This is a genomic window from Halomonas sp. LES1, from assembly GCF_031846005.1.
Lineage (GTDB): Bacteria > Pseudomonadota > Gammaproteobacteria > Pseudomonadales > Halomonadaceae > Halomonas.
This window is the reverse complement of the sequence record NZ_JAVRGC010000001.1, coordinates 275,496-300,228: the sequence shown is the minus strand read 5'-3', so window position 1 is coordinate 300,228 and position 24,733 is coordinate 275,496. Positions and strand designations below refer to the sequence as shown.

The window sequence follows — 24,733 nt, the reverse complement described above, 5'->3', positions numbered from 1 at the left end:
GTGTGTGACGCAGAGAGAGCCGCTGGAGTCTTCCGAGTGTGTATCGCGCTCAACCATGCAGGATGAACTGCTCGAGTGCCTGCAAAGCGTGGCGATGTGCCATGACATAACAACCACCGCCGAAACCCTTACCGCTGGCCTGCCTCTGAAACAGGGGCGACTGACTCCCGGCGTCTTCTCTCGTGCCGCGAGCCGAGCGGGGCTCTCGGCGCGGCTGGTCAAGAGTCGCCTGGTGCAGCTCAACCCGGCCCTCTTTCCGGTGGTGCTGCTGCTTGAGCCGGGGCGCGCCTGTGTGCTGCTGGGACTGGATACCAAGGCGCGCAAGGCCCGGGTGATCTTTCCCGAGCTTGGCGATGCCGAAACCGAGGTTGAACTGGATGGGTTGCAGTCCAGTTACAGTGGCCAGGCAATCTATGTGCGCCCGCGCTTCCATTTCGATGAACGCGGTCCTGAAGTGACGCGCCAGCGCTCTCGTCACTGGTTCTGGGGCGTCATTCGCGAGAATCGCAAGCTTTACCGCGATGTCATCGCTGGCTCGGCAATGATCAACCTGTTCGCGGTGGCCATGCCGCTGTTCGTGCTCAATGTCTACGATCGGGTGGTTCCCAACCATGCGACGGAGACGTTATGGGTGATGGCGGCCGGAATCTTTGTGGTGCTGTGCTTCGATCTGGTGCTGCGACTGATGCGCAATGCCTTCGTCGATCTCGCGGCGAGTCGCGCCGATGTCAAGCTGTCATCCTCGATCATGGGGCGGGTCCTGGGAATGCGCATGGAGGCGAAACCCGCCTCCACGGGCTCTTTTGCCGCCACTCTGCAGTCTTTCGAGTCAGTGCGTGCGTTCATTGGCTCGGCAACGGTGGTATCGCTGGTCGATCTACCCTTCGTGCTGATGTTCGCCGGTATCATCGCCCTGATCAGTCCGCCGCTGGTGATACCGGTGCTGGCGGGTGTCACTCTCGTCCTCCTCTACGCCATGGCTGCCCAGGGAAAGCTCCATGAGCTCTCCGAGACCACCTGGCGGGCCAGCGCGCAGCGCAATGCCACCTTGGTGGAGTCGGTCTCGCAACTGGAGACCGTCAAGACACTGCGTGCCGAGAGCCGTATTCAGAGTACCTGGGAGAAGGCGACGGCCTACCTGTCCCGTACCGGCGCCCAGCTACGTCTGGTCAGCACTTCGGTCTCCAGTGTGGCGATGTGGACCCAGCACAGTGTGGCGGTGTGCGTCATTATTCTCGGTGTCTATCAGATCATCGAGGGGAATCTTACTCAGGGTGGGTTGATCGCCGCCTACATGCTCTCCTCCCGTGTCATGGCGCCGATCAGCCAGGCTGCCGCACTGCTGGCCCAGTATCATCAATCCTCGACCGCGCTGCAGTCACTCAACGAGGTAATGGCACGACCCGTGGAGCGCCCCGAAGGCAAGGCGTTTGTCAGTCGCCCGGTGATCCGCGGCGACATTCGCTTCGACAAGGTGTCGCTGCGCTACCCGGAGCAGGAAAACGAAGCGCTGCGCGACGTGTCATTGGCCATCCGGTCCGGCGAGAAGGTGGCTCTGCTGGGTCGCATCGGCTGTGGTAAGACCACCCTCAACAAGTTGATGCTGGGTCTCTATGAGCCGACCGCCGGAGCAGTGATGCTCGATGGTGTAGACCTACGCCAGTTCGATCCCATCCAGTTGCGTCGACAGATCGGTTATGTCTCCCAGGACATCAGTCTCTTCTACGGAACTCTGCGGGAAAACATCATCGCTGGCGGTGGTAGCGAGGGGGTAGATGACGAGGCACTGTTGCGTGCGATCAGGCTGAGCGGCCTGGAGGGGCTAGTCAATGCTCATCCCCAGGGGGTCGATCTCCCGGTGGGTGAGCGTGGGCAGGCGCTCTCAGGGGGGCAGCGCCAATCCGTTGCGGTGGCCCGGGCGCTGGTCAATGATCCCCAGATCCTGTTACTTGATGAGCCCACCAGCGCCATGGATCACACCAGCGAGGAGGCCCTCAAGGCTAATCTCAAGACGTTCGCGCAAGCCAAGACCATGATTCTGGCGACTCATCGCACCTCACTACTTTCGCTGGTCGATCGCATCATCGTGATCGATTCAGGCCGGGTGATGGCGGATGGCCCTCAGGACAAGGTGCTCGACGCGCTGCGTAAAGGGCAGATCGGGAGGGCAAGCTAATGGCCAAGAAGCAGGAGCGCATGGCCGAGCAGCGTGGCTTCGAAGCGATCGGCCGCTTCTCCGAGGCCGGCGGCAAGCCGTTTCGGCCCTTCATGGACCGACTCTTCGCCAAGCGGGTCACCGCTGCACATCTGAGTCGCGACTGGACCAGTGATGCCGACTGGGCTCGCCTGCAGCAGGATCCGGTTCGTGCCCGCTGGTTTCTCTATATGGTGTTGCTGGCCGTCGTCGCCCTACTGGTATGGGCCTGTTTTGCGCCTATTGATGAGATGACGCGTGGGGCAGGGCGGGTGATACCCTCCAGCCAGTTGCAGCGCGTGCAGACCTATGATGGCGGTGTAGTCCAGGAAATACTGGTGCGCGAGGGGGAGTCGGTGGAGCAGGGGCAGGTGTTGATGCGCATCGACCCTACTCGTTACCTCGCCAACTTTCGTGAAAATCGCTCTCAGGTGCTCTCATTACAGGCACGTGCCGAACGTCTGCGTGCGCTGGTAAGTGGTACGCCATTCTCGCCATCTGAAGTATTGCGCAAGCAGGCGCCGGATATCGTGGCCCAGGAGCGCGAGGCCTACGAGAGTGCTCGGGAAGAGTTGCGGGAGCAGGAGAACGTGCTGCGCGAGCGTACCCGTCAGCGTGAGGAAGAACTCCGGGAGGCGCGTGCGCGTCGCGATACGGCGCAGCGAAAGGCCAATATGGCGAGCCAGGAGCTTAATCTTACTCGTCCACTGCTGAGCTCTGGCGCGGTTTCCGAAGTGGAAGTCCTGCGACTCCGTCGTGAAGTGTCGCGGGCCACCGGCGAGCGTGACCAGGCGGCGGCTTCCGTAGCGCGGTTGCAGGCAGCGGTCGAGGAAGCAGAAACGCAGCTTCGCGAGCTGGGGGCCGAGCGGCGTAACGACTGGCGCATCGAGCTGGCTACAACCACCAGTGAGCTTAGTGCCCTGGAAGAGACCGGTACCGGGCTTGAGGATCGTGTGCGCCTGGCGGAGATACGCTCACCAGTCGAGGGCGTGGTACAGAGGCTCAATATCAACACCCTGGGGGGCGTCGCCCAGCCTGGGCAGGAAGTGGTCGAGATCGTTCCCAGTGATGACCAGCTGCTGGTAGAGGCGAAGATCGCCCCTCAAGACATCGCCTTTTTACGTCCCGGCCAACCGGCCACGATCAAGTTGACCGCTTATGATTTCACTATCTATGGCGGGCTAGAGGCGGAGCTCGAGCATATCAGTGCTGACACCATAACCGACGATAACGATAACACTTTCTATCTGGTGCGTGTTCGAGCGACGGAGAACCCCCAGGATCATCCGCAGATCGAGGTTATCCCGGGTATGACGGCCCAAGTAGACATCATGACGGGAAAGCGAACCGTCATGCAGTTTATGCTGAAACCCGTGCTTCGAGCGTGGAGCAACTCGATGGGTGAGCGATAAGGGTCGGCGTACTCTCGCCCGGAGTAGAAGTGACGGCACTGGCCAGTGATGATGCCGTGTAAATGAACTTTTAGTGAAGTTGATTTTCATCTCGGGCCATTCCGCTGGCTTCAGTAACCTCAGGAGACCAGCCATGTAGGAAAAGCGGGATGCCAGCGGTCGTATCGCACAGGTCAGCCGAGATAAAACATCGGAGTGTAACAAGTATGTGATGGCTTGGTCGCCTACACTGGTGGCGTTTCTTTACGAGGAGGGGGGGCTGGATGAGGTCTCCCTGCAGACGCCGGGCCTGGCCTTTGTGCGCGTGCTGGAGGATGTGATTGGGTTGTTGATGGATAAGGGGATGATAAAGTTCACCGAGTTACCGGAAGTGGCCCAGGGAAGATGATGGCACGGCAGTCGCTGCGGCGATGGCTGAAGGGACTTGGCCTGGCGGGGGGCGATGATGAAGAGGGTGAGGTGATCTGAGTGGATTGAGGTGACTCCTGCCGAGAGGCCCAGAGTTGAGCCGAGGGCGGAGTCTATACTCGTATCACCGCCCGGTGGGTTGTTGGTTCCTCGCTTCAGTCAACAAGTCTCGCCTGGCTGCCGGGCCGGCCCAGCTGGCGGATACCCGGGCCAGTGACGCCGTTGATGCCGAGCTTGAAGATCACCTCGGCCTCTTTCAGGCTGGCGACACCCTCGGCAATGGCTATGATGCCAATTGACTGGCAGAGGGTGGCTATACCCCGCAGGAGTGTCTGTTGATCCAGGCTCTCATGCTGACCCTCGACCAGGGTGGCGTCGATCTTGATGTAGCTCAGACCCAAGCCCTCGAGATCAGTGATGCGGCGGAACTCGCGACCCACATGTTCCACCCCCAGTCGGCAGCCGAAGAGCTGAAGCTCGCGACCCAGACTACGCAATGTCTCCAGATCGTGGGACAGCATGACTTCCGGCACCTCGATCCAAAGCTGGCGTGCGGCTTCCCGATTGCCCTGGAGCAGATTGTGGAAATCCAGCATGAAACGCCCGTCGCGCAGCGAGGCCGGGGAGAGGTTGATGCCCAGAGGCATGCCGTGGCGATTGAGCTCGCGCAGCGTCTCTCGGGCCACCGTCAGGTCCAGCAGGGGTTCGAATCCAAGGCGAGAGATCCAGGGCATGAAGATATCGGCCGGGCGCCATTTGCCCTTCAGGCGCAGACGCGCCGGGCATTCGAGGTGCAACAGCTGGCCTTGAGCATCGAGCACCGGGTAGCGGCCTAGATAGACGCCGTCCTCGAGTGCCTGAGACAAGGCCTGGCGCCATTCGGCGTGACTGTTGAAAAGCGTCAGGCGCCGAGCCCCCTTGGCCACCAGCTGGACAAGATGGCCGCTGTTCTCGGCGTTGGCGAGTGCTCCGTCGAGGCTTGCCAGAAGGGTGCTCGGTTGGTCGCCCTGGGCGTAGGTGATCAACGCCGAAGGAAGCGTGAGGGTAGTCTCCTGCTGTGCCTGCTCGAGGGTGGTCAGCCGCTGGATGATCTCTTCGCCGACCAGCGCAGTATCACTGGAGGAGGGGATCAACAGGGCGAAATCACTGCCGTTCAGACGGCCGGCAACCCCTTCGCCCACCAGCCTGCCAACCTGGGCGAGGCTCTGCCCCAGTTCGTGCAGCAGCATATCGGTGTCGGCCTGGCCCAGGCTTTCGTTGACTTTCCCCAGTCGTGACAACCGGACCATGGCGAGTGTGCCTGTGGCTTGGCGGTCGCTACACTTGAGCTTGTTGTGCAACTGTTTCATGAAGGCCTCTCGATTGAGTACGCCCGAGACCGGGTCGTGCTGCAATCGCTTGCGAAGCAGGTCGAGGCGTTCGCTCTCACGGCCAAGTATCTCGGCCAGGGATTCGGAAAGGCGGTTCATGGCTTTGACCACCTTCCGCACCTCGCGCAGGCGAGGTTCGGGAGTGGTGATAAACTGGCGGTTACCAATATCGTGGGCTTGCTTCACCAGGCGTCGCAGCGGTCGGCGAATGCTACGTGCGACCCATGCAGCGAGTAATAGGCCGACTAGGCAGAGCATTCCGAACCAGCCGGCAAGCTTTAGAGTCGCGAGCCACAGCGGTCGATAGGCGATGTCGGGCTGGCTCTCGAAGGTCAGAGTGCTGTAACGGTTCAAGGGGTCATGAACGGTCGCATGGCCGGCCGGTGCTTCGATGTTGGCCAGGTTGACGAACCAGCTCGGAACCTCGATAGGCGGCTTGCTGCCTTCATGCAGGGCCACGACATTGCCTTGTGTGTCACGCAGTTCGATTCGGCGGTAGTGGCCGGAGTCAAACTGGGTGGCAAGCAGTTGTCCAATGCTATCCGGGGTCATGCTCACCTGGCTGATGATTAGTGCTAAAGCCTCGGCATTCAGACGGTTGCGTATCTCGGCCTCTTGCTCTATCTGGTGTCGGAAGCTTGACAAGCCGATATACAGGCTACCGCTAAAGGCCAGTAAGAGTGCCAGGGCAATAGTCAGCCAGAGCTGCTTGGTAAGCGACACGTCGATGTACTCCCCATGGGCTTGGCGGCCGACAGTCTAGCTTCAGATCAGATACTCAGGCGTAAAGGTTGCATCAGCGCTTGGGCGCGAGCCGCTGCCAGCTGGACAGCTCGCGACGAGTCATGGGTATCAGCTTACATCAACTAACGTCAGTTTACATCAGTTTACAGAATTGCCGGCTAAGGCCGAGGCTCGGGGTCGGAAGGCTTGGCTACTCTGGCCATGCCGTATCCGCACACCCATGCCCAGCCGCACGTTAGAGTGTCGGCCGGCATGGAGATTAATGGGTCGTCGGGGGGGAGGGTTCCGGTCCAGCTGACCAGGCGTGCCGTCGGCCTGAACTCAGCGTGCCTCGCTCCTGGGTTCGTTCTGGGCCGCGACTGGCGTGAAGGGGGCGCGCCCCGCCTTGTTGAGAACCGGGTTGGCGTACTGGGCCAGCCACCACTCCCGAAGCTCGGCAGGCACCTGAGCAAGCCGTGTCTGGAAGCGCTCGCGGTCGGCCTCGGTGACCTCACCGAGGTCGACAAGCTCCGCTGCGTGCCCCAGGGTCTCCAGTGCCAGATAGTGGCTGGGGAAGAGCTGGTAGCCTTCCAGTACCTGTCGGTCGATCTCGGCGGCGACCTCATCAGGCGCCGTGAAGTCGGCGCTGAGCGGCGTGCCGAAGGTGAGCTTGACGCGCCCCTTGTGGCCGGTGATGCCGGCAACAATGGAGCTGATGTCCTCGTACTGACCCTTTTCGTATTTACCGAGTGTATGCATCGCATGCAGTTCGCGGGCCTTCTGTACGTCGCACGGGTCATACTCGTAGCTGATCGCGACCGGTACCAGGCGAAGTTCGCGAATCGCCTCGCCGAGGCTTGCCTGGCGATCCTCGGCCCGCCGCGACATCGTCATCATCTTGATGATCGCCGGGTCGGTGCCATCGATGCCGTCCTTGGCGCGCCCCTCACGCTGGGCCATCCAGATGGAGTGATTGTCGCCGGTAATGGAGTGACGCATATAGCCGGAAAGCTTCTGGTAGGCGGCCAGCATGGCGCGCTTGCCACGCGCGCTGCGCGGCACGATAAAGCTCTTGTTGAGGCGCATCAGGTCGGTGACATAGGGCTTCTTGAGCAGGTTGTCGCCGATGGCGATGCGCACCGTGTTACGACCCGCCAGGTAGAGGGCGTAGTTGACGAAGGCGGGGTCCAGGGAGATGTCGCGATGGTTGCCGATAAACAGATACGCCGTCGCCGGGTCGAGCCTGTCGAGACCGGCGGTGCTGAACTCATCGGTCGTGGTGCGAATCATCCGCTCCATGTAGCCGGCGATACGCTGCTGGAACTGCTTGATGCTTTGAACGCCACGCACCTGCCGGCGCAGCGCCAGGCTTGCCAGTCGGCGCGAGAGGCCAGGCATCAGGCGCGAGAGTCGCGGCAGGCGATAGCGGGTCAGGGCGTCGAGCAACTCGGGCTCCTGGGTGAGATTCGCTAGCACCCCCGCGACTTCCTCGTCGTTGAAGGGGCGGATGTCGGCCCAGGGGTCCTGGGCGCTGCTGTCGGGTCGGTTCTCGGTCATGATGCTTGGATGTCGCTTGCGGTGCCGGCCTCGCCGCCCAGCCAGGCAATGAGGCGTTCGGTGTTGTCGCCCAAAGCCTGGGCCATCAGTACGAAATCGGTATCCAGGCGCAGCAGGGCGTCATCGCCATCATCGCTGGCGTTGGCCTCGTCGATCAGTGCGTCGCCGAAGCGCAGCGACTTCAGCGCCAGGTCGTCATGCAGGACGAAGCTTAGCCGGCCCTCGATCTCCACGGCCAGCTTGCTGGCCTGCCGGCCGCTCTCCAGCAGCTGCTGGATCTCGTCGCTGTCGAGGTCGACCTGGCGGGCACGCAGCACGCCGTCATCGCCCTTGGCCTTGAGCTCCACCTGGTCACCCATCACCAGGTCGGCGGGGCGTGAGGCGGGGTCGGTGAGCCACTGGGTCATGGCGCGCATGGGCATTACCTGAGTTGCCAGTGGCGTGACCTTCAGACTGCCCAGGGTTTCCCGCAGCAGGTCGAGTAGCTCCTCGGCTCGTGTTCGCGAACTTGCGTTGACCCCGATCAGCCGACGCCGGGTGTCCCACCAGAGGTCGATCTTCTGGCTGCGCACGAAGGCGCGGGGCAGCAGCTCCTCGACTACCTGCTCCTTGAGGGTGATCTTCTCCTGGCGGCGCAGCTTGCGCCCCTCGCGAGCCTCTACCTCGGCGGCGCGCTCGTCGACCTCCTCCTTGACGACGCTGGCGGGCAGCAGCCGTTCCTGACGCAGGGCGCAGAGCAGGCGTTGCCCCTGCAGCTCGTGGAGGCGGCTGGTGTCGGCACGACCGCCCGGGAAGGTCCAGCCCAGGCGGCGGGGATCCTGTCCGCCCAGCGGTCGCGCCGCCTGTTCGGCCAGGGCTTCTTCCAGCGTGGCGGCATCCAGTTCAGGTGCGTCGTGTAGCCGATAAAGGTGTAAGTGCTTGAACCACATGCAGCATTTTTCCCGGAGAAAAGGGTCGCCATTATCACCGAAGGGGCGCGAGGGTGCCAGCATCGATCATGAGACAGATATAAAACGGATGTTTGAATTCGGGCGGTGTGGATGCCTAGAATCGAGTCTTTTCAGGCCAAGGAGTGATGACCCGTGGATAGTCGAATTTCCTCTGTTTCACTGCGCGTGCGTGGTTACCATCTCGATGGTTATGGTCACGTCAACAATGCCCGCTATCTGGAGTTCCTGGAAGAGGGGCGCTGGGCCTATTTCGATGACCGACCCGAGCTGTTTCATCGTCTACAGCGCGGTGATGTGGCCTTCGTGGCGGTAAATGTCAATATCGACTACTGCGCGGCGGCCGTGGCCGGCGACGATCTCAAGGTCAGCAGCAGGGTCTGCGAGCTCGGCGCGCGTAGCGCGCGCATGGCCCAGGAGATTCATCGATGTGGCGATGATGCACTGGTCAGTCGTGCCACCATTACCTTCGTGTTGCTCGACGTGGCCGCCAACCGTGCCATTCCCATCGAGGGGGAGCTATATGAGCTGTTGGCTCCCCTCGTGCTGGAGTAGCGATGGCGGGGCGGAACTCGAATAGTCAGCTCCCTTTGCCCGCGCCGGAGTGATATGATGTGCGGCTGTAAATGGCGCCCCGGGCAACGCCACGGCGGGCGGCCAACCTCCTGCAGTGCAAAGGATTCGACGACCCATGGGTGAGCTCGCCAGAGAGATTCTGCCAGTCAACATCGAGGACGAACTCAAGCAGTCGTACCTCGATTACGCGATGAGCGTGATCATCGGCCGGGCGCTGCCGGATGTGCGCGACGGCCTCAAGCCCGTGCATCGGCGCGTGCTGTTTGCCATGCACGAGCTCGGCAATGACTGGAACAAACCCTACAAGAAGTCCGCTCGTGTGGTGGGCGACGTCATCGGTAAGTATCACCCTCACGGTGATAGTGCCGTCTACGACACCATCGTGCGCATGGCTCAGGACTTCTCCATGCGCCATGTGCTGGTCGACGGCCAGGGTAACTTCGGCTCCATTGACGGCGACAGTGCCGCCGCCATGCGTTACACCGAGGTTCGCATGGCGCGGCTCTCTCACGAGTTGCTGGCCGATCTGGAGAAGGAGACCGTCGACTGGGTCGACAACTACGACGGCACCGAGCGTATCCCCGAGGTGCTGCCCACCAAGGTGCCCAACCTGCTGGTCAACGGCTCGTCGGGTATCGCCGTGGGCATGGCCACCAATATCCCGCCGCACAACATGGGGGAGATCATCAACGCCTGCCTGGCGTTGATCGATGACTACACTCTCACCGTCGACGATCTGATGGAGCATATCCCCGGCCCTGACTTCCCCACGGGCGGCATCATCAACGGCCGTGCCGGGATCCTCGAGGCCTATCGCACCGGCCGGGGGCGCATCTACGTGCGCGCCTGCCACACCATCGAGCATGACGAGAAGAGTGGCCGGGATCACATCATCATCGATGAGCTTCCCTATCAGGTGAACAAGGCGCGTCTGATCGAGAAGATCGCCGAGCTGGTCAAGGAGAAGCGCATCGAGGGGATCGCCGAGCTGCGCGACGAGTCCGACAAGGACGGTCTGCGGGTGGTGGTCGAGGTCAAGCGTGGCGAGTCCGGGGAGGTGGTGGTCAACAACCTGTTCGCCCAGACCCAGCTGCAGACCGTTTTCGGCATCAATATGGTGGCGATCGAAAACGGTCAGCCGAAGATCCTCAATCTCAAGGAGATTCTCGAGGCATTCATTCGTCATCGTCGCGAGGTGGTGACACGGCGCACCCTGTACGAGCTTCGCAAGGCTCGCGAACGTGGCCATATTCTCGAGGGCCTCACCGTTGCCATCTCGAACATCGACGAGGTCATCGAGCTGATCAAGGCCTCGCCCAATGCGGCCGAGGCCAAGGAGAAGCTGCTTGCACGAGACTGGTCGCCCGGGCAGGTCACCGGCATGCTCGAGCGGGCCGGCGCCACCTCCTGCAAGCCCGAGGATCTCGAGGAGGGCTTCGGGCTCAATACGGCGGGCAGCGAGTATCGCCTGTCGCCGGCCCAGGCCCAGGCTATCCTCGAGCTGCGTCTGCACCGCCTGACGGGGCTCGAAACCGAGAAGCTGCTCGACGAATATTTCGGCATCCTCGAGAAGATCGCCGAGTTGATGGCCATCCTGGCGTCCGCCGAGCGCCTGCTCGAGGTGATCCGCGAGGAGCTGGTCGCGGTACGTGACCAGTTCGGCAATCCGCGCAAGACCGAGATTCAGGCAAGCCACCTCGACCTCTCCATGGAGGACCTGATCGCCGAGGAGGACATGGTGGTCACCGTGTCCCGCTCCGGCTATGCCAAGACCCAGCCGCTCTCGGACTACCAGGCCCAGCGGCGCGGTGGACGCGGCAAGTCCGCCACCGCCATGAAGGACGAGGATGTCATCGAGCATCTGCTGGTGGCCTCGACCCATGACACCGTGCTGCTGTTCTCCAATCGCGGCAAGGTCTACTGGCTCAAGGTCTACGAGATGCCGGCGGCCAGCCGCGGGTCACGCGGCAAGCCGCTGGTCAACATGCTGCCGCTGGATGAGGGCGAGTCGATCAATGCCATCCTGCCGGTGCGCGACTATGACCCCGAAAGCTATATCTTCTTCGCCACCGCCAAGGGCACGGTGAAGCGTACCAGCCTCGAGCAGTTCTCGCGGCCGCGCAGCGTCGGCCTGATCGCCATCGATCTCGAGGAGGGCGACCGCCTGGTCGGTGCGGCCATCACCTCGGGTTCCGATCATGTCATGCTGCTCTCCTCCAATGGCAAGGCGATCCGTTTCGAGGAGGGGAATGTACGGGCCATGGGGCGTACTGCGCGCGGCGTGCGTGGCATGCGCCTCCTCGATGGTGCCGAAGTGATCAGCCTGATCATCCCCCAGAGCCAGCTGATCGATGCCGAGGCCGGCTTTGATAGAAGGGCGGAGAGTGACGCCGAGATCGAGGGCGAGGAGGGGGCGTCCGTGGAGGCCGCTAATGGCGGCCAGATCTATATCCTGACCGCCTCCGAGAACGGCTACGGCAAGCGCAGTCGCCTCGAGGAGTTCCCGCTGCGCGGTCGTGGCGGTCAGGGTGTCATCGCCATGCAGACCAGCGAGCGCAATGGCTCGCTGGTGGCGGCCATGCAGGTCTACTCCTCCGATGAGATGATGCTGATCACCGATCGCGGCACCCTGGTGCGCACCCGCGTCGATGAGGTCTCGATCACCTCGCGCAATACTCAGGGCGTGATGCTGATTCGACTGGGTAACGAGGAGAAGCTGGTCAAGACGGTGCGCGTCGATGAGCCCGAGGAGTCGGAAGAGCCCGAGGGCGCTGGAGAGGCTGAAGGCGCAGGCGACGACTCCGCCGAGGCAGGCAACGAGGGTGCGGGATCAGGCGCCGAAGAGGATTGAAGGGGCTGACCCCAATGGAGAACCAGGACGCATGACACGTCATTTCAACTTCTGCGCCGGTCCGGCGGCGCTGTCTACCGCGGTGCTCGAGCGGGCCCGCGACGAGATGCTCGACTACCGTGGTCACGGCCTGTCGGTGATGGAGATGAGCCACCGCTCGGCGGAGTATGTTGCCATCGCTGAGAAGGCCGAGGCCGATCTGCGCGAGCTTCTGGCGATCCCCGCCAACTATCGGGTGCTCTTCACCCAGGGCGGGGCGACCCAGCAGTTTGCCGCGGTGCCCTACAACCTGCTGGGAAACGGCGGCACCGCCAACTTCGTGGATACCGGCATCTGGAGTCGCAAGGCCATCGCCGAGTCGCGCCACCTGTTCGGTGACGCCCGGGTGGCGGCCTCGAGTGAGGCCAGTGGCAATACCCGGGTGCCGCAGCAGGGAGAGATCGAGCTCTCCCATGATGCGGCCTACCTGCATGTCACCGCCAACGAGACCATCGGCGGACTCGCCTTCGACTATACCCCGCGGGCGGTGCGTCCGGACGGGGGCGAGGTGCCGCTGGTCTGCGACATGTCCTCGTCGATCCTCTCCGGCCCGCTGGATGTCTCTCGATACGGCGTTATCTACGCCGGAGCGCAGAAGAACATCGGTCCCGCCGGGCTGGTCGTGGTGATCGTGCGTGACGACCTGCTCGAGCGCGCACGCCCCGGCATGCCCATGCTGTTTGGCTACAAGACCCTCGCCGAGGGCGGCTCGATGGTCAATACGCCGGCGACCTACAGCTGGTATCTGGCGGGGCTGGTGTTCGAGTGGCTCAGACACGATATCGGTGGCTTGCCGGCCATGGAGGCCATCAATGCGCGCAAGGCCGCCAAGCTGTATGCCGCCATCGATGGCAGCGAGCTCTACTCCAATCCCATCGCGCCGGCGAACCGTTCCCGCATGAACGTCCCCTTCGTGCTTGCCGATGAGCGTCTGGACAAGCCGTTCCTCGCCGAGGCCGAGCAGGCGGGGCTTCTCAACCTCAAAGGCCACCGCAGCGTGGGCGGCATGCGGGCCAGCCTTTACAACGCCGTTCCCGAAGCTGCCGTGGATGCACTGATCGATTTCATGGCCGACTTCGAAAATAGAAAGGGCTGAATATCATGAGCGACTCCCCCATCGATCTCGATGCGCTGCGCAGCCGCATCGATGATCTGGACAGCCAGCTGCTGACGCTGATGAACGAGCGCGCCCAGTGCGCCCAGCAGGTGGCCCAGGTCAAGACCGCCGAGGATGCCGGGGCGGTGTTCTATCGCCCCGAGCGCGAGGCCCAGGTGCTGCGTCGTATCATGGCGCTCAACAAGGGGCCGCTGGATAGCGAGGAGGTGGCCCGGCTGTTCCGCGAGATCATGTCGGCCTGTCTGGCGCTGGAGCAGCCCATCAAGGTCGCCTATCTCGGTCCCGAGGGTACCTTTACCCAGCAGGCGACCCTCAAGCACTTCGGCGAGAGTGCCATCAGCCTGCCGATGGCCGCCATCGACGAAGTGTTTCGTGAGGTGGAGGCCGGGGCGGTCAACTACGGGGTGGTGCCGGTGGAGAACTCCACCGAGGGCGTGATCAACCACACCCTGGACTCCTTCATCGATTCCGGCCTGCGTATCTGCGGCGAGGTGGTGCTGCGAATCCACCATCACCTGCTGGTGGGCGAGACCACCCGGCGTGACAAGGTGTCGCGGATCTACTCGCATCCGCAGTCCTTCGCCCAGTGCCGCAAGTGGCTGGATGCCCACTATCCCCAGGCCGAGCGGGTGCCGGTCTCCTCCAATGCCGAGGCGGCACGCTTGGTCAAGACCGGGTGGCACAGCGCGGCGATCGCCGGCGACATGTCGGCCAAGCTCTACGGCCTGACCCGCCTGGCCGAGAAGATCGAGGACCGTCCGGACAACTCCACGCGCTTCCTGATTATCGGCAATCAGGATGTGCCCATGTCCGGCGACGACAAGACCTCGATCGTGGTGGCCATGCGCAACCAGCCCGGGGCGTTGCATGATCTGCTCGAGCCCTTCCATCGCCATCAGATCGACATGACGCGCCTGGAGACCCGTCCCTCGCGCAGCGGCGTGTGGAACTATGTCTTCTTTATCGACTTCAAGGGGCATCACGAGGAGCCCCGGGTGGCCGCGGTGCTGGAGGAGGTGCGCCTGCGCGCCGCCGAGGTCAAGGTGCTGGGGTCCTACCCCGTCGGCGTGCTCTAGGGCATGGCATCGATGGTGACGCGCAAGCACGAGGAGTCTCGCATCCTGATCGTCGGGCTCGGCCTGATCGGTGGCTCGCTGGCCGCCGCCCTGAGAGCCAGTGGCTACGGCCGTCGCGACAGCGACGGTGCCGGCGGCTTCGGGCCGGCTGAGCAGATCGTCGCCTGTGATCCGGATCCGGACGAGATTCGGCGCGGCCTCGAGATGGGGCTGATCGATCGCGGTGATACTCGCCTCGAAAGGGTGGTCGACGGTGCTTCGCTGATCGTGCTGGCCGTGCCGGTGCTGGCCATGCGCAGCGTGATGGTTGAGCTGGCCCGCTATCTGGGTGACGCCGCCGGCGACGTGGTGATCACCGATGTGGGCAGTACCAAGGCGGCCATCCGCGACTGTGCGCTGGAGGTCTTCGGTCGGATGCCGGCCAACCTGGTGCTCGGCCACCCCATCGCCGGCTCCGAAAAGAGCGGCGTGGCCGCGGCCGACCCCGAGCTCTATATCGGCCACAAGGTGATCCTCACGCCCGAACCGAATACCGACCCCGAGGCGCTGGCCCGCGTACAGGCGCTGTGGGGCGCCTGTGGTGCCGACGTGCTGGAGATGGAGGTGGAGCGCCACGATCAGGTGCTGGCTCGCACCAGCCACCTGCCACATCTGCTGGCCTTCTCGCTGGTGGACACGCTGGCGCGCCAGGATGAGCGCCTGGAGATCTTTCGCTATGCCGCCGGTGGCTTTCGTGACTTCACGCGTATCGCCGGCAGCGACCCCGTCATGTGGCGTGACATCTTCACCGCCAATCGTGATGCCGTGCTCGCCTCCCTCGATGACTTCGAGGCCGGCGTGGCACGCCTGCGTGATGCCGTGGAGCGTGGTGATGGTGACGCCATGTTGGCGATCTTCGATCGCGCCAGCCATGCTCGGCACTACTTCGAATCCCTGCTCAACAAGACCAGCTATCAGGCGGAATATCAGATGCAACAGCAAGGTAATCTGCGCTACCGGATGAGCCCCGGTGGTGCCGTGGTCGGGCGCATTCGTGTTCCCGGCGACAAGTCGATCTCCCATCGCTCCATCATGCTCGGCGCCCTGGCCGAGGGGATCACCGAGATCAAGGGGTTTCTGGAGGGAGAGGACAGTCTGGCGACCCTTCAGGCATTCCGCGAGATGGGGGTGGCCATCGAGGGGCCAAACCAGGGACGAGTCACCGTCCATGGGGTCGGCCTGCACGGCCTCAAGAAGCCCTCTGGCCCCCTGTATGTCGGCAATGCCGGTACCGCCATGCGCCTGTTCGCCGGGCTTCTGGCCGGACAGGCCTTCGATACCGTGCTCACCGGCGATACCTCCCTGACCAAGCGTCCCATGAACCGGGTGGCCGACCCGCTGCGCCTGATGGGGGCCGAGATCGACACCGCCGAGGGGGGGCGACCGCCGCTGCGACTCCATGGTGGTCGTCCGCTCAAGGGCATCACCTACGACATGCCCATGGCCAGTGCCCAGGTGAAGTCCTGCCTGCTGCTCGCCGGCCTGTATGCGGAGGGGGAGACCCGGGTCAGCGAACCGGCCCCGACCCGTGATCACACCGAGCGCATGCTGGCCGGGTTCGGCTATACGGTGCACCGTGATGGGGATACCTGCTGGCTCTCCGGTGGTGGTCGTCTCACCGCGGCGCCCATCGATGTGCCCAGCGATATCTCCTCGGCGACCTTCTTCCTGGTGGCCGCGGCGATAACCCCGGGCTCGGATCTGGTGCTCGAGCATGTGGGCATCAACCCGACTCGTATCGGCGTGATCAATATCCTCAAGTTGATGGGAGCCGATCTGCGCCTGGAGAACGAGCGCGAGGTAGGGGGCGAACCGGTAGCCGATCTGCATATCCGTCATGCGCCGCTGCAGGGCATCGATATTCCGCTGGAGCAGGTGCCCCTGGCCATCGACGAGTTTCCGGCGCTGTTTATTGCCGCGGCCAATGCCCGGGGAACCACGCGTCTGCGCGGCGCGGAAGAGCTGCGTGTCAAGGAGTCCGACCGGTTGCAGGCGATGGCCGACGGGCTGGCCGCCATCGGCGTCGAGCACACCCTCTACCCCGATGGCATCGATATCGTTGGTGGAGGCAGTGCCGAGGGTCCCAACTATGGTGGCGGCCGTATCGACAGCCTCGAGGACCATCGCATCGCCATGTCGTTCGCCATCGCTGCGCTGCGGGCGAGCGAAGAGATCATCATCGATGACTGTGCCAACGTGGCTACCTCCTTCCCCGGGTTCGTCGACCTGGCGCGCAAGGTGGGGCTGACACTCACGGAAGAGAGCGGCGAGGAGGGGGCATGAGCGATTCCCAGACCAGCCCCCAGGCGCCGGTATTGACGATCGATGGCCCCGGTGGTGCCGGCAAGGGCACCATCAGCCGCCTGGTGGCTGAACGCCTGGGCTGGCACCTGCTCGACAGCGGCGCCCTCTATCGACTCACGGCACTGGCTGCCGGCAAGCATGACGTCTCCCTGGATGATGAGGCGAGTCTCGCCGAGGTGGCGCGCCATCTCGAGGTGGTGTTTGTCGCCGAAGGCGGCGCCACCCGGGTGATGCTCGAGGGCAGCGATGCCACCACTACCATCCGCACCGAGCAGGTGGGCGATGCAGCCTCCCGTGTGGCGGCGCTGCCGGCGGTCCGCGAGGCACTGCTGAGTCGCCAGCGTGACTTCCGCCAGTCCCCGGGGCTGGTGGCCGATGGCCGTGATATGGGCACCGTGGTCTTCACCGATGCACCTCTGAAGATATTTCTCACCGCGAGTGCCGAGGAGCGGGCCCATCGTCGCCAGGCCCAGTTGCGGGAGGCCGGTGTGGATGCTAGTCTATCGAGTCTTTTGAAGGAGATTCAGGCGCGCGACGCCCGCGACATGCAGCGCAGCGTGGCGCCACTCAAGCCGGCAGAAGATGCCATCACGCTTGATACCACGCGCCTGACGATACCGGAAGTGGTGGATCGGCTGACGGAGCTGCTGACCCAGCGTGGTCTGCTCCCCGACGCCTGAAACTCCCTTGCGGCGCCTCCGGCAGCATGTGATGACGTGGCTCGGCACCGTTTGCCGAGAGCCGAGCCAGGTCGAACCAGCGCCAACATCTCCGGGGGTTTGGTGAATAAGGCCCGCACTCGCTGGTGGTGCGGAGGAAGCGGCCCTGCCGCACTTTAACGTTGATCACGTAGGAACATCATGAGCGAAAGCTTTGCTGAACTTTTTGAACAGTCTCTCCAGGACATCAACATGGAGCCGGGCGCCATCGTCGTGGCTACCGTTGTCGACATCGAGGGTGACTGGGTTACCGTCAATGCCGGCCTGAAGTCCGAAGGTCAGATCCCCTCGGCCCAGTTCCGTGACGAGAACGGTGAGCTGGCCATCGCCGTCGGTGACGAAGTCCACGTCGCCCTGGAAGCCGTTGAAGACGGTTTCGGCGAGACTCGCCTGTCCCGCGAGAAGGCCAAGCGTGCCGAAGCGTGGAAGGTGCTGGAAGCTGCCTTCGAGAAGGACGAGATCGTCAAGGGCGTGATCAACGGTAAGGTCAAGGGTGGCTTCACCGTCGATGTCGACTCCATCCGTGCTTTCCTGCCGGGCTCCCTGGTCGACGTGCGTCCGGTGCGCGACACCACGCACCTCGAGAACAAGGAGCTCGACTTCAAGGTCATCAAGCTCGACCCGAAGCGCAACAACGTTGTCGTTTCCCGTCGTGCCGTCCTCGAGGCCGAGAACAGCGCCGAGCGTGAGGCCCTGCTTGCGACTCTGCAGGAAGGCCAGCAGATCCTGGGTATCGTCAAGAACCTCACCGATTACGGCGCCTTCGTCGATCTGGGTGGCGTCGACGGTCTGCTGCACATCACCGACATGGCCTGGAAGCGTATCAAGCATCCGAGCGAGATCGTGGCCGTGGGTGACGAGATCAGCGTCAAGGTCCTCAAGTTCGACCGCGAGCGCAACCGTGTGTCTCTGGGTCTGAAGCAGCTGGGCGAGGATCCGTGGGTCAACATCAAGGATCGTTACCCGGAAGGCACCAAGGTTCACGCCACCGTCACCAACCTCACCGACTACGGCTGCTTCGCCGAGCTGGAAGAGGGTGTCGAGGGTCTGGTTCACGTCTCCGAGATGGACTGGACCAACAAGAACATCCATCCGTCCAAGGTGGTGCAGGTCGGCGACGACGTGGACGTCATGGTGCTGGACATCGACGAGGAGCGTCGTCGTATCTCCCTGGGTATCAAGCAGTGCACCGCCAACCCGTGGGAGACCTTCAGCGCCACGTACAACAAGGGCGATCGCGTTGCCGGTACCATCAAGTCGATCACCGACTTCGGTATCTTCATCGGCTTGGAAGGCGGCATCGATGGCCTGGTGCACCTCTCCGACATCTCCTGGACCGATACCGGCGAAGAAGCGGTTCGCCAGTTCAAGAAGGGCGACGAGGCCGAGGCCGTGATCCTCTCCATCGATCCGGAGCGCGAGCGCATCTCCCTGGGCATCAAGCAACTGGACACCGATCCGGTCGCCGAGTTCCTGGCCGTGAACGACAAGGGCACTGTGGTGACCGGTCGTGTGATCGAGGTCGATGCCAAGGAAGCCCAAGTCGAGCTGGCGACCGATGTCATCGCCGTGCTCAAGGCCTCCGAGATCAGCGCCGACCGCGTCGAGGATGCTCGCAACGTCCTCAACGAGGGTGACAGCGTCGAGGCTCGCATCATCGGTGTGGATCGCAAGAACCGTCAGATCAACCTCTCCATCAAGGCCAAGGATCAGGACGACACTCGTCAGAACCTGAAGAAGCTGCGTGAAGAGGCTCCCGAGAGTGGTGGCCCGACCACCATCGGTGACCTGATCAAGCAGCAGATGGGTCAGGACTGATCGGATAACGCTTTCCGATCCGCCAAGACCGCCGCCCTACGGGGCGGCGGTTTTTTTATACGAGATATTTCCCCTCTCGATGATCGAGATGATGGGCGAGCTCCGGTCTCTCGGAGTCTCTGCTGAATAGTGGTGCCATGAACTCGTAAAGTTATTTGCCAAGGAGAGTTCATTATCCTGGGGATTTATTTGCTTGCCACTACTGTTGAGCTTGAGTGTCGGTGGAAGTATTTAATTGCGACGGCTTGTACTGGCTGATCAATTCAACCAGACTATTGCCAAGGATCGAGATTAACGCGCATAATATACACCCCTTGCATCCCGTCGTAATTTCCAAGGAAACATTCCCATGTCTCTTCTTAACGAATATATGCAGATGGAGCAGCAGTTGAAGGAGCTCCAGGCCAATCTTGATAAGCTGCAAAATGATAAGCGCCTACAGAGCGAGCTCGAGTTCAAGGAAAAGCTCGAGTCGCTGATGAAGGAGTATGGCAAGAGTGCAGCCGAGGTCATTGCACTGCTCGATCCCAAGCCGGCAACTTCCGGGACCAAGGCGGCGACAACCGCTTCCACCGGCACGCGTCGCAAGCGCAAGCTGAAGATCTACAAGAACCCCAATACCGGAGAAGTCGTCGAGACTCGCGGTGGTAACCAGAAGACTCTCAAGGCGTGGAAGGATGAGTTCGGTCCCGACACCGTCGAGTCCTGGCTGGTGCGTGTTGAAGACTAGGTTTCTGGCGTGAACGGCAGAGACCGGCTCTTGCGAACGGCGCCTGTGGGCGCCGTTCGTGTATCCCGCCATCAGGCCGCAGTCTGCTCTTGAACGGGAGGGCGAGCCGCTGGGCTGGAGTCATTCCCTGGGGCTGGCTCTGGCGTGTGGAGCATGATGGCTTTAGCGAGCGCGCTGAATGCGAGTATAATCGACGCTTCTCCAATCGGGCGATGTGCCATGCACGCCTCATTTCGCCCGCTTTAAGATGACCACCAATGAAACAACAGACACCACGCAAAGCCATGGGTGAGCGCGATAAACTGCGCCAGTTTCGGGAACTCGACGATGCCTTTGCCGAGGCTCTGCGCGCGCTGGACACCACGCCTGCAGCCGAGCCTGCTGCCGAACTGGCGCTCGAGTCTTCCGATGCAGAGGATATGGCTGGGACGACAACGGCCCCCGAAGGGTTTGAACAACGACTCGAGGCACTGATGGCGGAGTATGACTTCTCGTCACAACGTGTCAGGGAGTTGCTGGAAACCCTGCAGCACTTCGAGTCGAATGCCTGAGGGCGTCACGCCTCTCGGGTGGATAGCTCCAGTGCCGTGATACGCTCCAGCGCCTGGTGGCGATGATGGCCGCACAGTTCGGCGTCATAGTCGAATAGCCGGCAAACTGCCGGCCGAGAGGGATCACCGAACAGCCGACAAAGGTTATGCTCGTCCAGCTGTACGCAGCGTGTCCCGGCTGGCTTGCCCTCCGGCATGCCGGGTATGGGCGAGGTGATCGAGGGGGCGATACAGCATGCCCCGCAGCCGGGGCGACACCCCGGCGTCTCCTGTGCCTGTTGCATGATGCTCTCCTCGCGACTGTGGAGCGGCTCGCTTATGGCCGGGCCGTGGCAACGGCGCCCTTGTCGACACCCTCGAAGGCCTGCACTCGAGTCGCTCGACCGGTTTCCTGGCTGATCACGCCGGCGAGCCAGGCGGCGATATGCTCCACCGTGGTCGGGCTCGGCAACACCGCGCAGCGCTCCCGAGGCAGGGTCAGCATGAAGTGCCCCTGTTCGGCGGTGTAACGGCTGGTCAGCCGGCCGAGAGAGGAGGCGCCCAGGCCCTCGGTCACGTCGGCCGCGTCCACCAGGTAGCGATCCGACAGGCGCGAGGCCCAGTCGGCTTCGAGCGCCGGTTGGCGCCGGCCATCCTGCCAAATATGGAGTCTCGAGCGATGGCCGTGGGCGATGCGCTGGCAGTTGCCGGCATGGCGCCTGAGGCCATGGCTATAGGTGTAGCTTGCCCCCTCGATGGTCTCTTCGCGCAGTGTCAGTCGAATGGCCTCAACCCGCGGCGGTGGCTCGTGCGACAGCTCGGCGGCCAGCTGCTCGGCCAGTCGGCTCGGGGTGATCGCATCCCAGGGCAGCAGGGTGAAGGCCTGGCGAGGGCCACGGACCTCCATGACATAGGGAGTCTCGGTGCGCACACAGAGCCCCTCGTCGCAGTCGTGCACACTGATGCCGGCGGCCGCGGTAGGTACCAGCAGGGTGTGGTCGGCGTCCCGGTCGAGCCGCGTCTTGATCCACGGCTTCACCTCGCCGAAGTCGAATAGCATGCCATCCTCGCCGAGCTCGCCGTCGAGCTCGGCATCCACGGACCAGCTGGCGCCGATCAGGCCTCGGCTGGGACACCACAGGGAAACGTCGAGATGGGTGAGGCGGTTGACGAACAGTGTCATCAGTCGATCCCCGCAATCTTGTGGGTCTGCAGCGACAGCCGCCACTGGGGGTTGGCCAGACAGTAGGCCACGGTCTCGGACAGGGTGTCGCCGACGACTCCTCGGGGAGCGGTGTCCATGGGCTGCAGGAAGAAGTGCCGGAAGTCCAGGTCGACAAACTGTTCGGGCAGCGCCTCGGCCTGGGGGTAGACCAGCTTGAGCTCGTCGCCCGAGGCCTGGACGAGCGGGGCGGTGCCCTTGGGGCTGACACACAGCCAGTCGATGCCAGGCGGCGCCGGCAGAGTGCCGTTGGTCTCCACGGCGACATCGAAATTGCGGGCATGCATGGCGGCAATCAGGGGGGCGTCGAGCTGCAGCAGCGGCTCGCCTCCGGTAAAGATCACCTGCGGCGTGGCCGTGCCGGGGGCGTCCGGCCACAGGGCGACCAGGTGGTCGGCCAGTGCCGAGGCCGAGGCGAATCGCCCGCCGTTCTGGCCATCGGTGCCGACAAAGTCGGTATCGCAGAAGCGGCACACTGCCCGGGCCCGGTCCTCCTCGCGACCCGACCAGAGGTTGCAGCCGGAAAAGCGGCAGAAGACGCTGGCGCGGCCGGCCTGGCCGCCTTCGCCCTGCAGCGAGTAGAAGGCCTCCTTGACCTGATACATCAGTGATCTCCTGTGGCAGAGCGTAGGGCCGGGGAGGCGGCGGGGTCGGGTTGCTGATCATCGGCGGCGGCGTCGGGCCGCTGGGAATAGCTCAGCGGATCGCGCACCCCGTTGGCGGCGAAGGCCGCCAGGCGCTCCCGGCAGCTGCCGCAACGCCCGCAGGCCAGGGCTTCCCCCCGGTAGCAGGTCCAGGTCTCGGCATAGTCGAGTCCCATGGCCAGGCCATCGGCGAGGATGGCGGCCTTGTCGTGGTGCAGGTAGGGCGCATGAACGGCGATCGGTGTGAAGTGGGCGAGGCCGGCCACGGCCTGCATGGCCGCGACGAATTCGGGTCGGCAGTCCGGGTAGAGCACGTGGTCGCCACCATGGGCACCGTAATCGACCCGGTCGGCGCCGATGTTCACCGCCTTGGCGATGGCCAGCGAGAGCAGGATCATGTTGCGGTTGGGCACCACGGTGTCCTGAAGGCTGGTCTCTTCGTAGTCGGCCTCCGGTAGCGTACGGCTGGCATCGGTCAGTGCCGAGGCGTCGATCAGGCCATGGATGGCGGTGATGTCGACCACCCGATGGGGCACGCCGAGCCGCTGGCAGACTCGGCGGGCGACCTCGAGCTCGCGGGAATGACGCTGGCCGTAGTCGAAGGAGAGGGCGTGTACCCGGCGGCCCTCGCGCAGGGCACGGTGCAGCACGGTATAGGAGTCCATGCCACCGGAGTAGATCACCACGGTGGCCGGGGAGTCGGGTTGGGTCATGGGGATACCTGATGAGTCGGAGAATTTTTCCGTCCCGTCGCACCATCTGTCGGGCGCGTCGGGACCTTGGCCGGGGTCCGGTCCGGAAGGCCGCCTAGTCTACGCAAGGCGGGGGATTCTGGCCAGGATCGGCGTGAGTTGCTACACTTTCGCGCCTTTCATCCCCTTGCATCCCTGCGGCCAGACGCCGTCGAGGGTGCCATCGTCCTGACAACGGTGATCCCCATGCAAGCCCCTGAACTGCTGTCCCCCGCGGGCACCTTCAAGAACATGCGCTACGCCTTCGCCTACGGCGCGGATGCGGTCTATGCCGGCCAGCCGCGCTACTCGCTGCGCGTGCGCAACAACGATTTCAAGCTCGATAACCTGCACAAGGGCATCGCCTATGCGCATGAGCGGGGCAAGCAGTTCTACGTGGCCTCGAATATTGCGCCGCATAACAGCAAGCTGAAGACCTATCTGCGCGATATGGAGCCGGTGATCGAGGCCGGGCCGGATGCGCTGATCATGTCCGACCCTGGCCTGATCATGATGATTCGCGAGCGCTGGCCCGAGCAGGAGATTCACCTCTCGGTGCAGTCCAACGTGGTCAACTGGGCGGCGGCCCGCTTCTGGCAGCAGCAGGGGATCAGCCGAATCATTCTCTCTCGCGAGCTGTCGCTCGAGGAGATCGCCGAGATCCGTGCCGAGTGCCCCGATCTCGAGATCGAGACCTTCGTGCACGGTGCCCTGTGCATCGCCTACTCCGGTCGCTGCCTGCTCTCGGGCTACTTCAATCACCGCGACCCCAACCAGGGTACCTGCACCAATGCCTGCCGCTGGCAGTACAACACCGTGGCGGCGGCCCACGACGAGACTGGCGACCTGGTGCCGGCCAACTCGGCCGCGGCCCATGCCGCCAGCGGTGTCTGGACACCGGGCCAGGGGGGTGGCCAGGGCGGGTTGATCGCATCGGGCGGTGGCAGCACGCGCCACAGCACGGCCACGGCCGGCGGGGTAGAGGGGCAGGATGAGCTCTCGGCCCTGATCGAGGATGCCACACGCCCCGGTGAGCTGATGCCGATCTTCGAGGATGAGCACGGCACCTATATCATGAACTCCAAGGATCTGCGCGCCGTGCAGCATGTGCCGCGGCTCACCGAGATGGGGGTCTCCTCGTTGAAGATCGAGGGGCGTACCAAGTCCCACTACTATGTGGCGCGCACCGCCCAGGTCTATCGTCGGGCCATCGATGACGCCGTGGCGGGCCGTCCCTTCGACATGCGTCTGATGGATGAACTCGACAACCTCGCCAACCGCGGCTACACAGAGGGCTTCTATCGACGCCATGTCCACGACGAGTATCAGAACTATGAGCGTGGCAACTCCGTGGGGGTGCACCAGCAGTTTGTCGGCGAGGTGATCGGCTACGACCCCGATCGCGGCGTTCTCGAGATCGACGTCAAGAACCGCTTCGAGGTGGGGGATGGCATGGAACTGATGTTACCGGGTGGCAATCGTCGTTTCGTCCTCGAGCATATCGAGAACAGGCGCGGTGAATCCGTCGGCGCCGCCCCCGGTTCGGGTCATGTGGTGCGCATCCCGGTGCCCGGCGAGGCGATCGCTCCGGAGCGAATCGAGTTTGCGCTGCTGATGCGCGATCTCGGCTGACGAGGGATTGCTGCGGTAAAGAGCCAGTCGGCGCCACCTCTCCCCAATGCCGGGATGGGCGGCGAGGCGCTCATCCCGGCGTCATGCAGGTGAG

General features: G+C 63.4%; 20 protein-coding genes. 13 read left to right on the top strand and 7 right to left on the bottom strand.

The window, feature by feature from the left end:
* Nucleotides 1-55: 55 nt before the first annotated feature.
* From RM463_RS01495 to RM463_RS01485, 3 genes are all read left to right on the top strand, one after another.
* A complete protein-coding gene (locus RM463_RS01495; RefSeq protein WP_311429111.1) occupies nt 56-2,176 on the top strand; it encodes a type I secretion system permease/ATPase in 2,121 nt (706 codons plus the stop codon).
* Nucleotides 2,176-3,606: an HlyD family type I secretion periplasmic adaptor subunit gene (locus RM463_RS01490; protein WP_311428694.1), complete on the top strand. Its 1,431-nt coding sequence runs from the start codon at nt 2,176-2,178 to the stop codon at nt 3,604-3,606. Before RM463_RS01495 ends, RM463_RS01490 begins: the two co-directional genes overlap by 1 nt.
* A gap of 211 nt (nt 3,607-3,817) precedes the next feature.
* Nucleotides 3,818-3,994, top strand: a complete 177-nt coding sequence (locus RM463_RS01485) for a hypothetical protein (RefSeq protein ID WP_311428693.1) — start codon at nt 3,818-3,820, stop codon at nt 3,992-3,994.
* Between the two features lie 175 nt (nt 3,995-4,169).
* On the opposite strand, the gene RM463_RS01480 is transcribed toward RM463_RS01485, so the two are convergent.
* The 3 genes from RM463_RS01480 to RM463_RS01470 all read right to left on the bottom strand — a co-directional run bounded on the left by RM463_RS01480 (nt 4,170) and on the right by RM463_RS01470 (nt 8,593).
* Nucleotides 4,170-6,107 carry an EAL domain-containing protein gene (locus tag RM463_RS01480; RefSeq protein WP_311428692.1) on the bottom strand — a complete coding sequence of 646 codons (1,938 nt, stop codon included), beginning with the start codon at nt 6,105-6,107 and terminating at the stop codon, nt 4,170-4,172.
* A 342-nt stretch (nt 6,108-6,449) separates the two neighbouring features.
* Nucleotides 6,450-7,664, bottom strand: coding sequence for a 1-acyl-sn-glycerol-3-phosphate acyltransferase (locus RM463_RS01475; protein ID WP_195687172.1), 1,215 nt, complete (start codon nt 7,662-7,664; stop codon nt 6,450-6,452).
* Nucleotides 7,661-8,593 carry a recombination-associated protein RdgC gene (locus tag RM463_RS01470; protein ID WP_311428691.1) on the bottom strand — a complete coding sequence of 311 codons (933 nt, stop codon included), beginning with the start codon at nt 8,591-8,593 and terminating at the stop codon, nt 7,661-7,663. The genes RM463_RS01475 and RM463_RS01470 overlap by 4 nt, the downstream gene beginning before the upstream one ends.
* Nucleotides 8,594-8,746: 153 nt before the next feature.
* Between RM463_RS01470 and RM463_RS01465 the strand changes: the two genes are divergently transcribed.
* The 9 genes from RM463_RS01465 (at nt 8,747) to RM463_RS01425 (ending at nt 20,431) form a co-directional block, all read left to right on the top strand.
* A complete protein-coding gene (locus RM463_RS01465; RefSeq protein ID WP_311428690.1) occupies nt 8,747-9,166 on the top strand; it encodes a thioesterase family protein in 420 nt (139 codons plus the stop codon).
* A gap of 136 nt (nt 9,167-9,302) precedes the next feature.
* Nucleotides 9,303-12,038, top strand: coding sequence for a DNA gyrase subunit A (gene gyrA, locus RM463_RS01460; protein WP_311428689.1), 2,736 nt, complete (start codon nt 9,303-9,305; stop codon nt 12,036-12,038).
* Nucleotides 12,039-12,069: 31 nt separating this feature from the next.
* On the top strand, nt 12,070-13,173 hold the full coding sequence (gene serC, locus RM463_RS01455) for a 3-phosphoserine/phosphohydroxythreonine transaminase (RefSeq protein ID WP_311428688.1): 1,104 nt from the start codon (nt 12,070-12,072) through the stop codon (nt 13,171-13,173).
* A gap of 5 nt (nt 13,174-13,178) precedes the next feature.
* Nucleotides 13,179-14,270, top strand: coding sequence for a prephenate dehydratase (gene pheA, locus RM463_RS01450; RefSeq protein WP_311428687.1), 1,092 nt, complete (start codon nt 13,179-13,181; stop codon nt 14,268-14,270).
* A gap of 12 nt (nt 14,271-14,282) precedes the next feature.
* Nucleotides 14,283-16,592 carry a bifunctional prephenate dehydrogenase/3-phosphoshikimate 1-carboxyvinyltransferase gene (locus tag RM463_RS01445; protein ID WP_311428686.1) on the top strand — a complete coding sequence of 770 codons (2,310 nt, stop codon included), beginning with the start codon at nt 14,283-14,285 and terminating at the stop codon, nt 16,590-16,592.
* Nucleotides 16,589-17,293 (top strand): (d)CMP kinase, encoded by a 705-nt coding sequence (gene cmk / locus RM463_RS01440; RefSeq protein ID WP_311428685.1) that lies wholly within the window; start codon nt 16,589-16,591, stop codon nt 17,291-17,293. Before RM463_RS01445 ends, cmk begins: the two co-directional genes overlap by 4 nt.
* A gap of 180 nt (nt 17,294-17,473) precedes the next feature.
* Nucleotides 17,474-19,150, top strand: coding sequence for a 30S ribosomal protein S1 (rpsA, locus tag RM463_RS01435; protein ID WP_195687165.1), 1,677 nt, complete (start codon nt 17,474-17,476; stop codon nt 19,148-19,150).
* A gap of 349 nt (nt 19,151-19,499) precedes the next feature.
* Nucleotides 19,500-19,880: a histone-like nucleoid-structuring protein, MvaT/MvaU family gene (locus RM463_RS01430; protein ID WP_195687164.1), complete on the top strand. Its 381-nt coding sequence runs from the start codon at nt 19,500-19,502 to the stop codon at nt 19,878-19,880.
* A 257-nt stretch (nt 19,881-20,137) separates the two neighbouring features.
* A complete protein-coding gene (locus RM463_RS01425; RefSeq protein ID WP_311428684.1) occupies nt 20,138-20,431 on the top strand; it encodes a hypothetical protein in 294 nt (97 codons plus the stop codon).
* Nucleotides 20,432-20,436: 5 nt separating this feature from the next.
* Here RM463_RS01425 and RM463_RS01420 read toward each other — a convergent pair whose 3' ends face one another.
* Genes RM463_RS01420 through queC form a run of 4 tightly spaced genes read right to left on the bottom strand, consistent with a single transcriptional unit; the run spans nt 20,437 to nt 22,989 of the window.
* Complete coding sequence (locus RM463_RS01420; RefSeq protein ID WP_311428683.1) at nt 20,437-20,715, bottom strand: YkgJ family cysteine cluster protein; 279 nt, start codon at nt 20,713-20,715, stop codon at nt 20,437-20,439.
* Nucleotides 20,716-20,747: 32 nt separating this feature from the next.
* Nucleotides 20,748-21,593: a 6-carboxytetrahydropterin synthase gene (locus RM463_RS01415; RefSeq protein WP_311428682.1), complete on the bottom strand. Its 846-nt coding sequence runs from the start codon at nt 21,591-21,593 to the stop codon at nt 20,748-20,750.
* Nucleotides 21,593-22,237, bottom strand: a complete 645-nt coding sequence (gene queE / locus RM463_RS01410) for a 7-carboxy-7-deazaguanine synthase (RefSeq protein ID WP_311428681.1) — start codon at nt 22,235-22,237, stop codon at nt 21,593-21,595. Before queE ends, RM463_RS01415 begins: the two co-directional genes overlap by 1 nt.
* Nucleotides 22,237-22,989 carry a 7-cyano-7-deazaguanine synthase QueC gene (gene queC, locus RM463_RS01405; protein WP_311428680.1) on the bottom strand — a complete coding sequence of 251 codons (753 nt, stop codon included), beginning with the start codon at nt 22,987-22,989 and terminating at the stop codon, nt 22,237-22,239. The genes queE and queC overlap by 1 nt, the downstream gene beginning before the upstream one ends.
* 225 nt (nt 22,990-23,214) lie before the next feature.
* On the opposite strand from queC, the gene yegQ reads away from it, so the two are divergent.
* Nucleotides 23,215-24,639: a tRNA 5-hydroxyuridine modification protein YegQ gene (gene yegQ / locus RM463_RS01400; RefSeq protein ID WP_195687159.1), complete on the top strand. Its 1,425-nt coding sequence runs from the start codon at nt 23,215-23,217 to the stop codon at nt 24,637-24,639.
* The last annotated feature ends 94 nt before the right edge of the window (nt 24,640-24,733 follow it).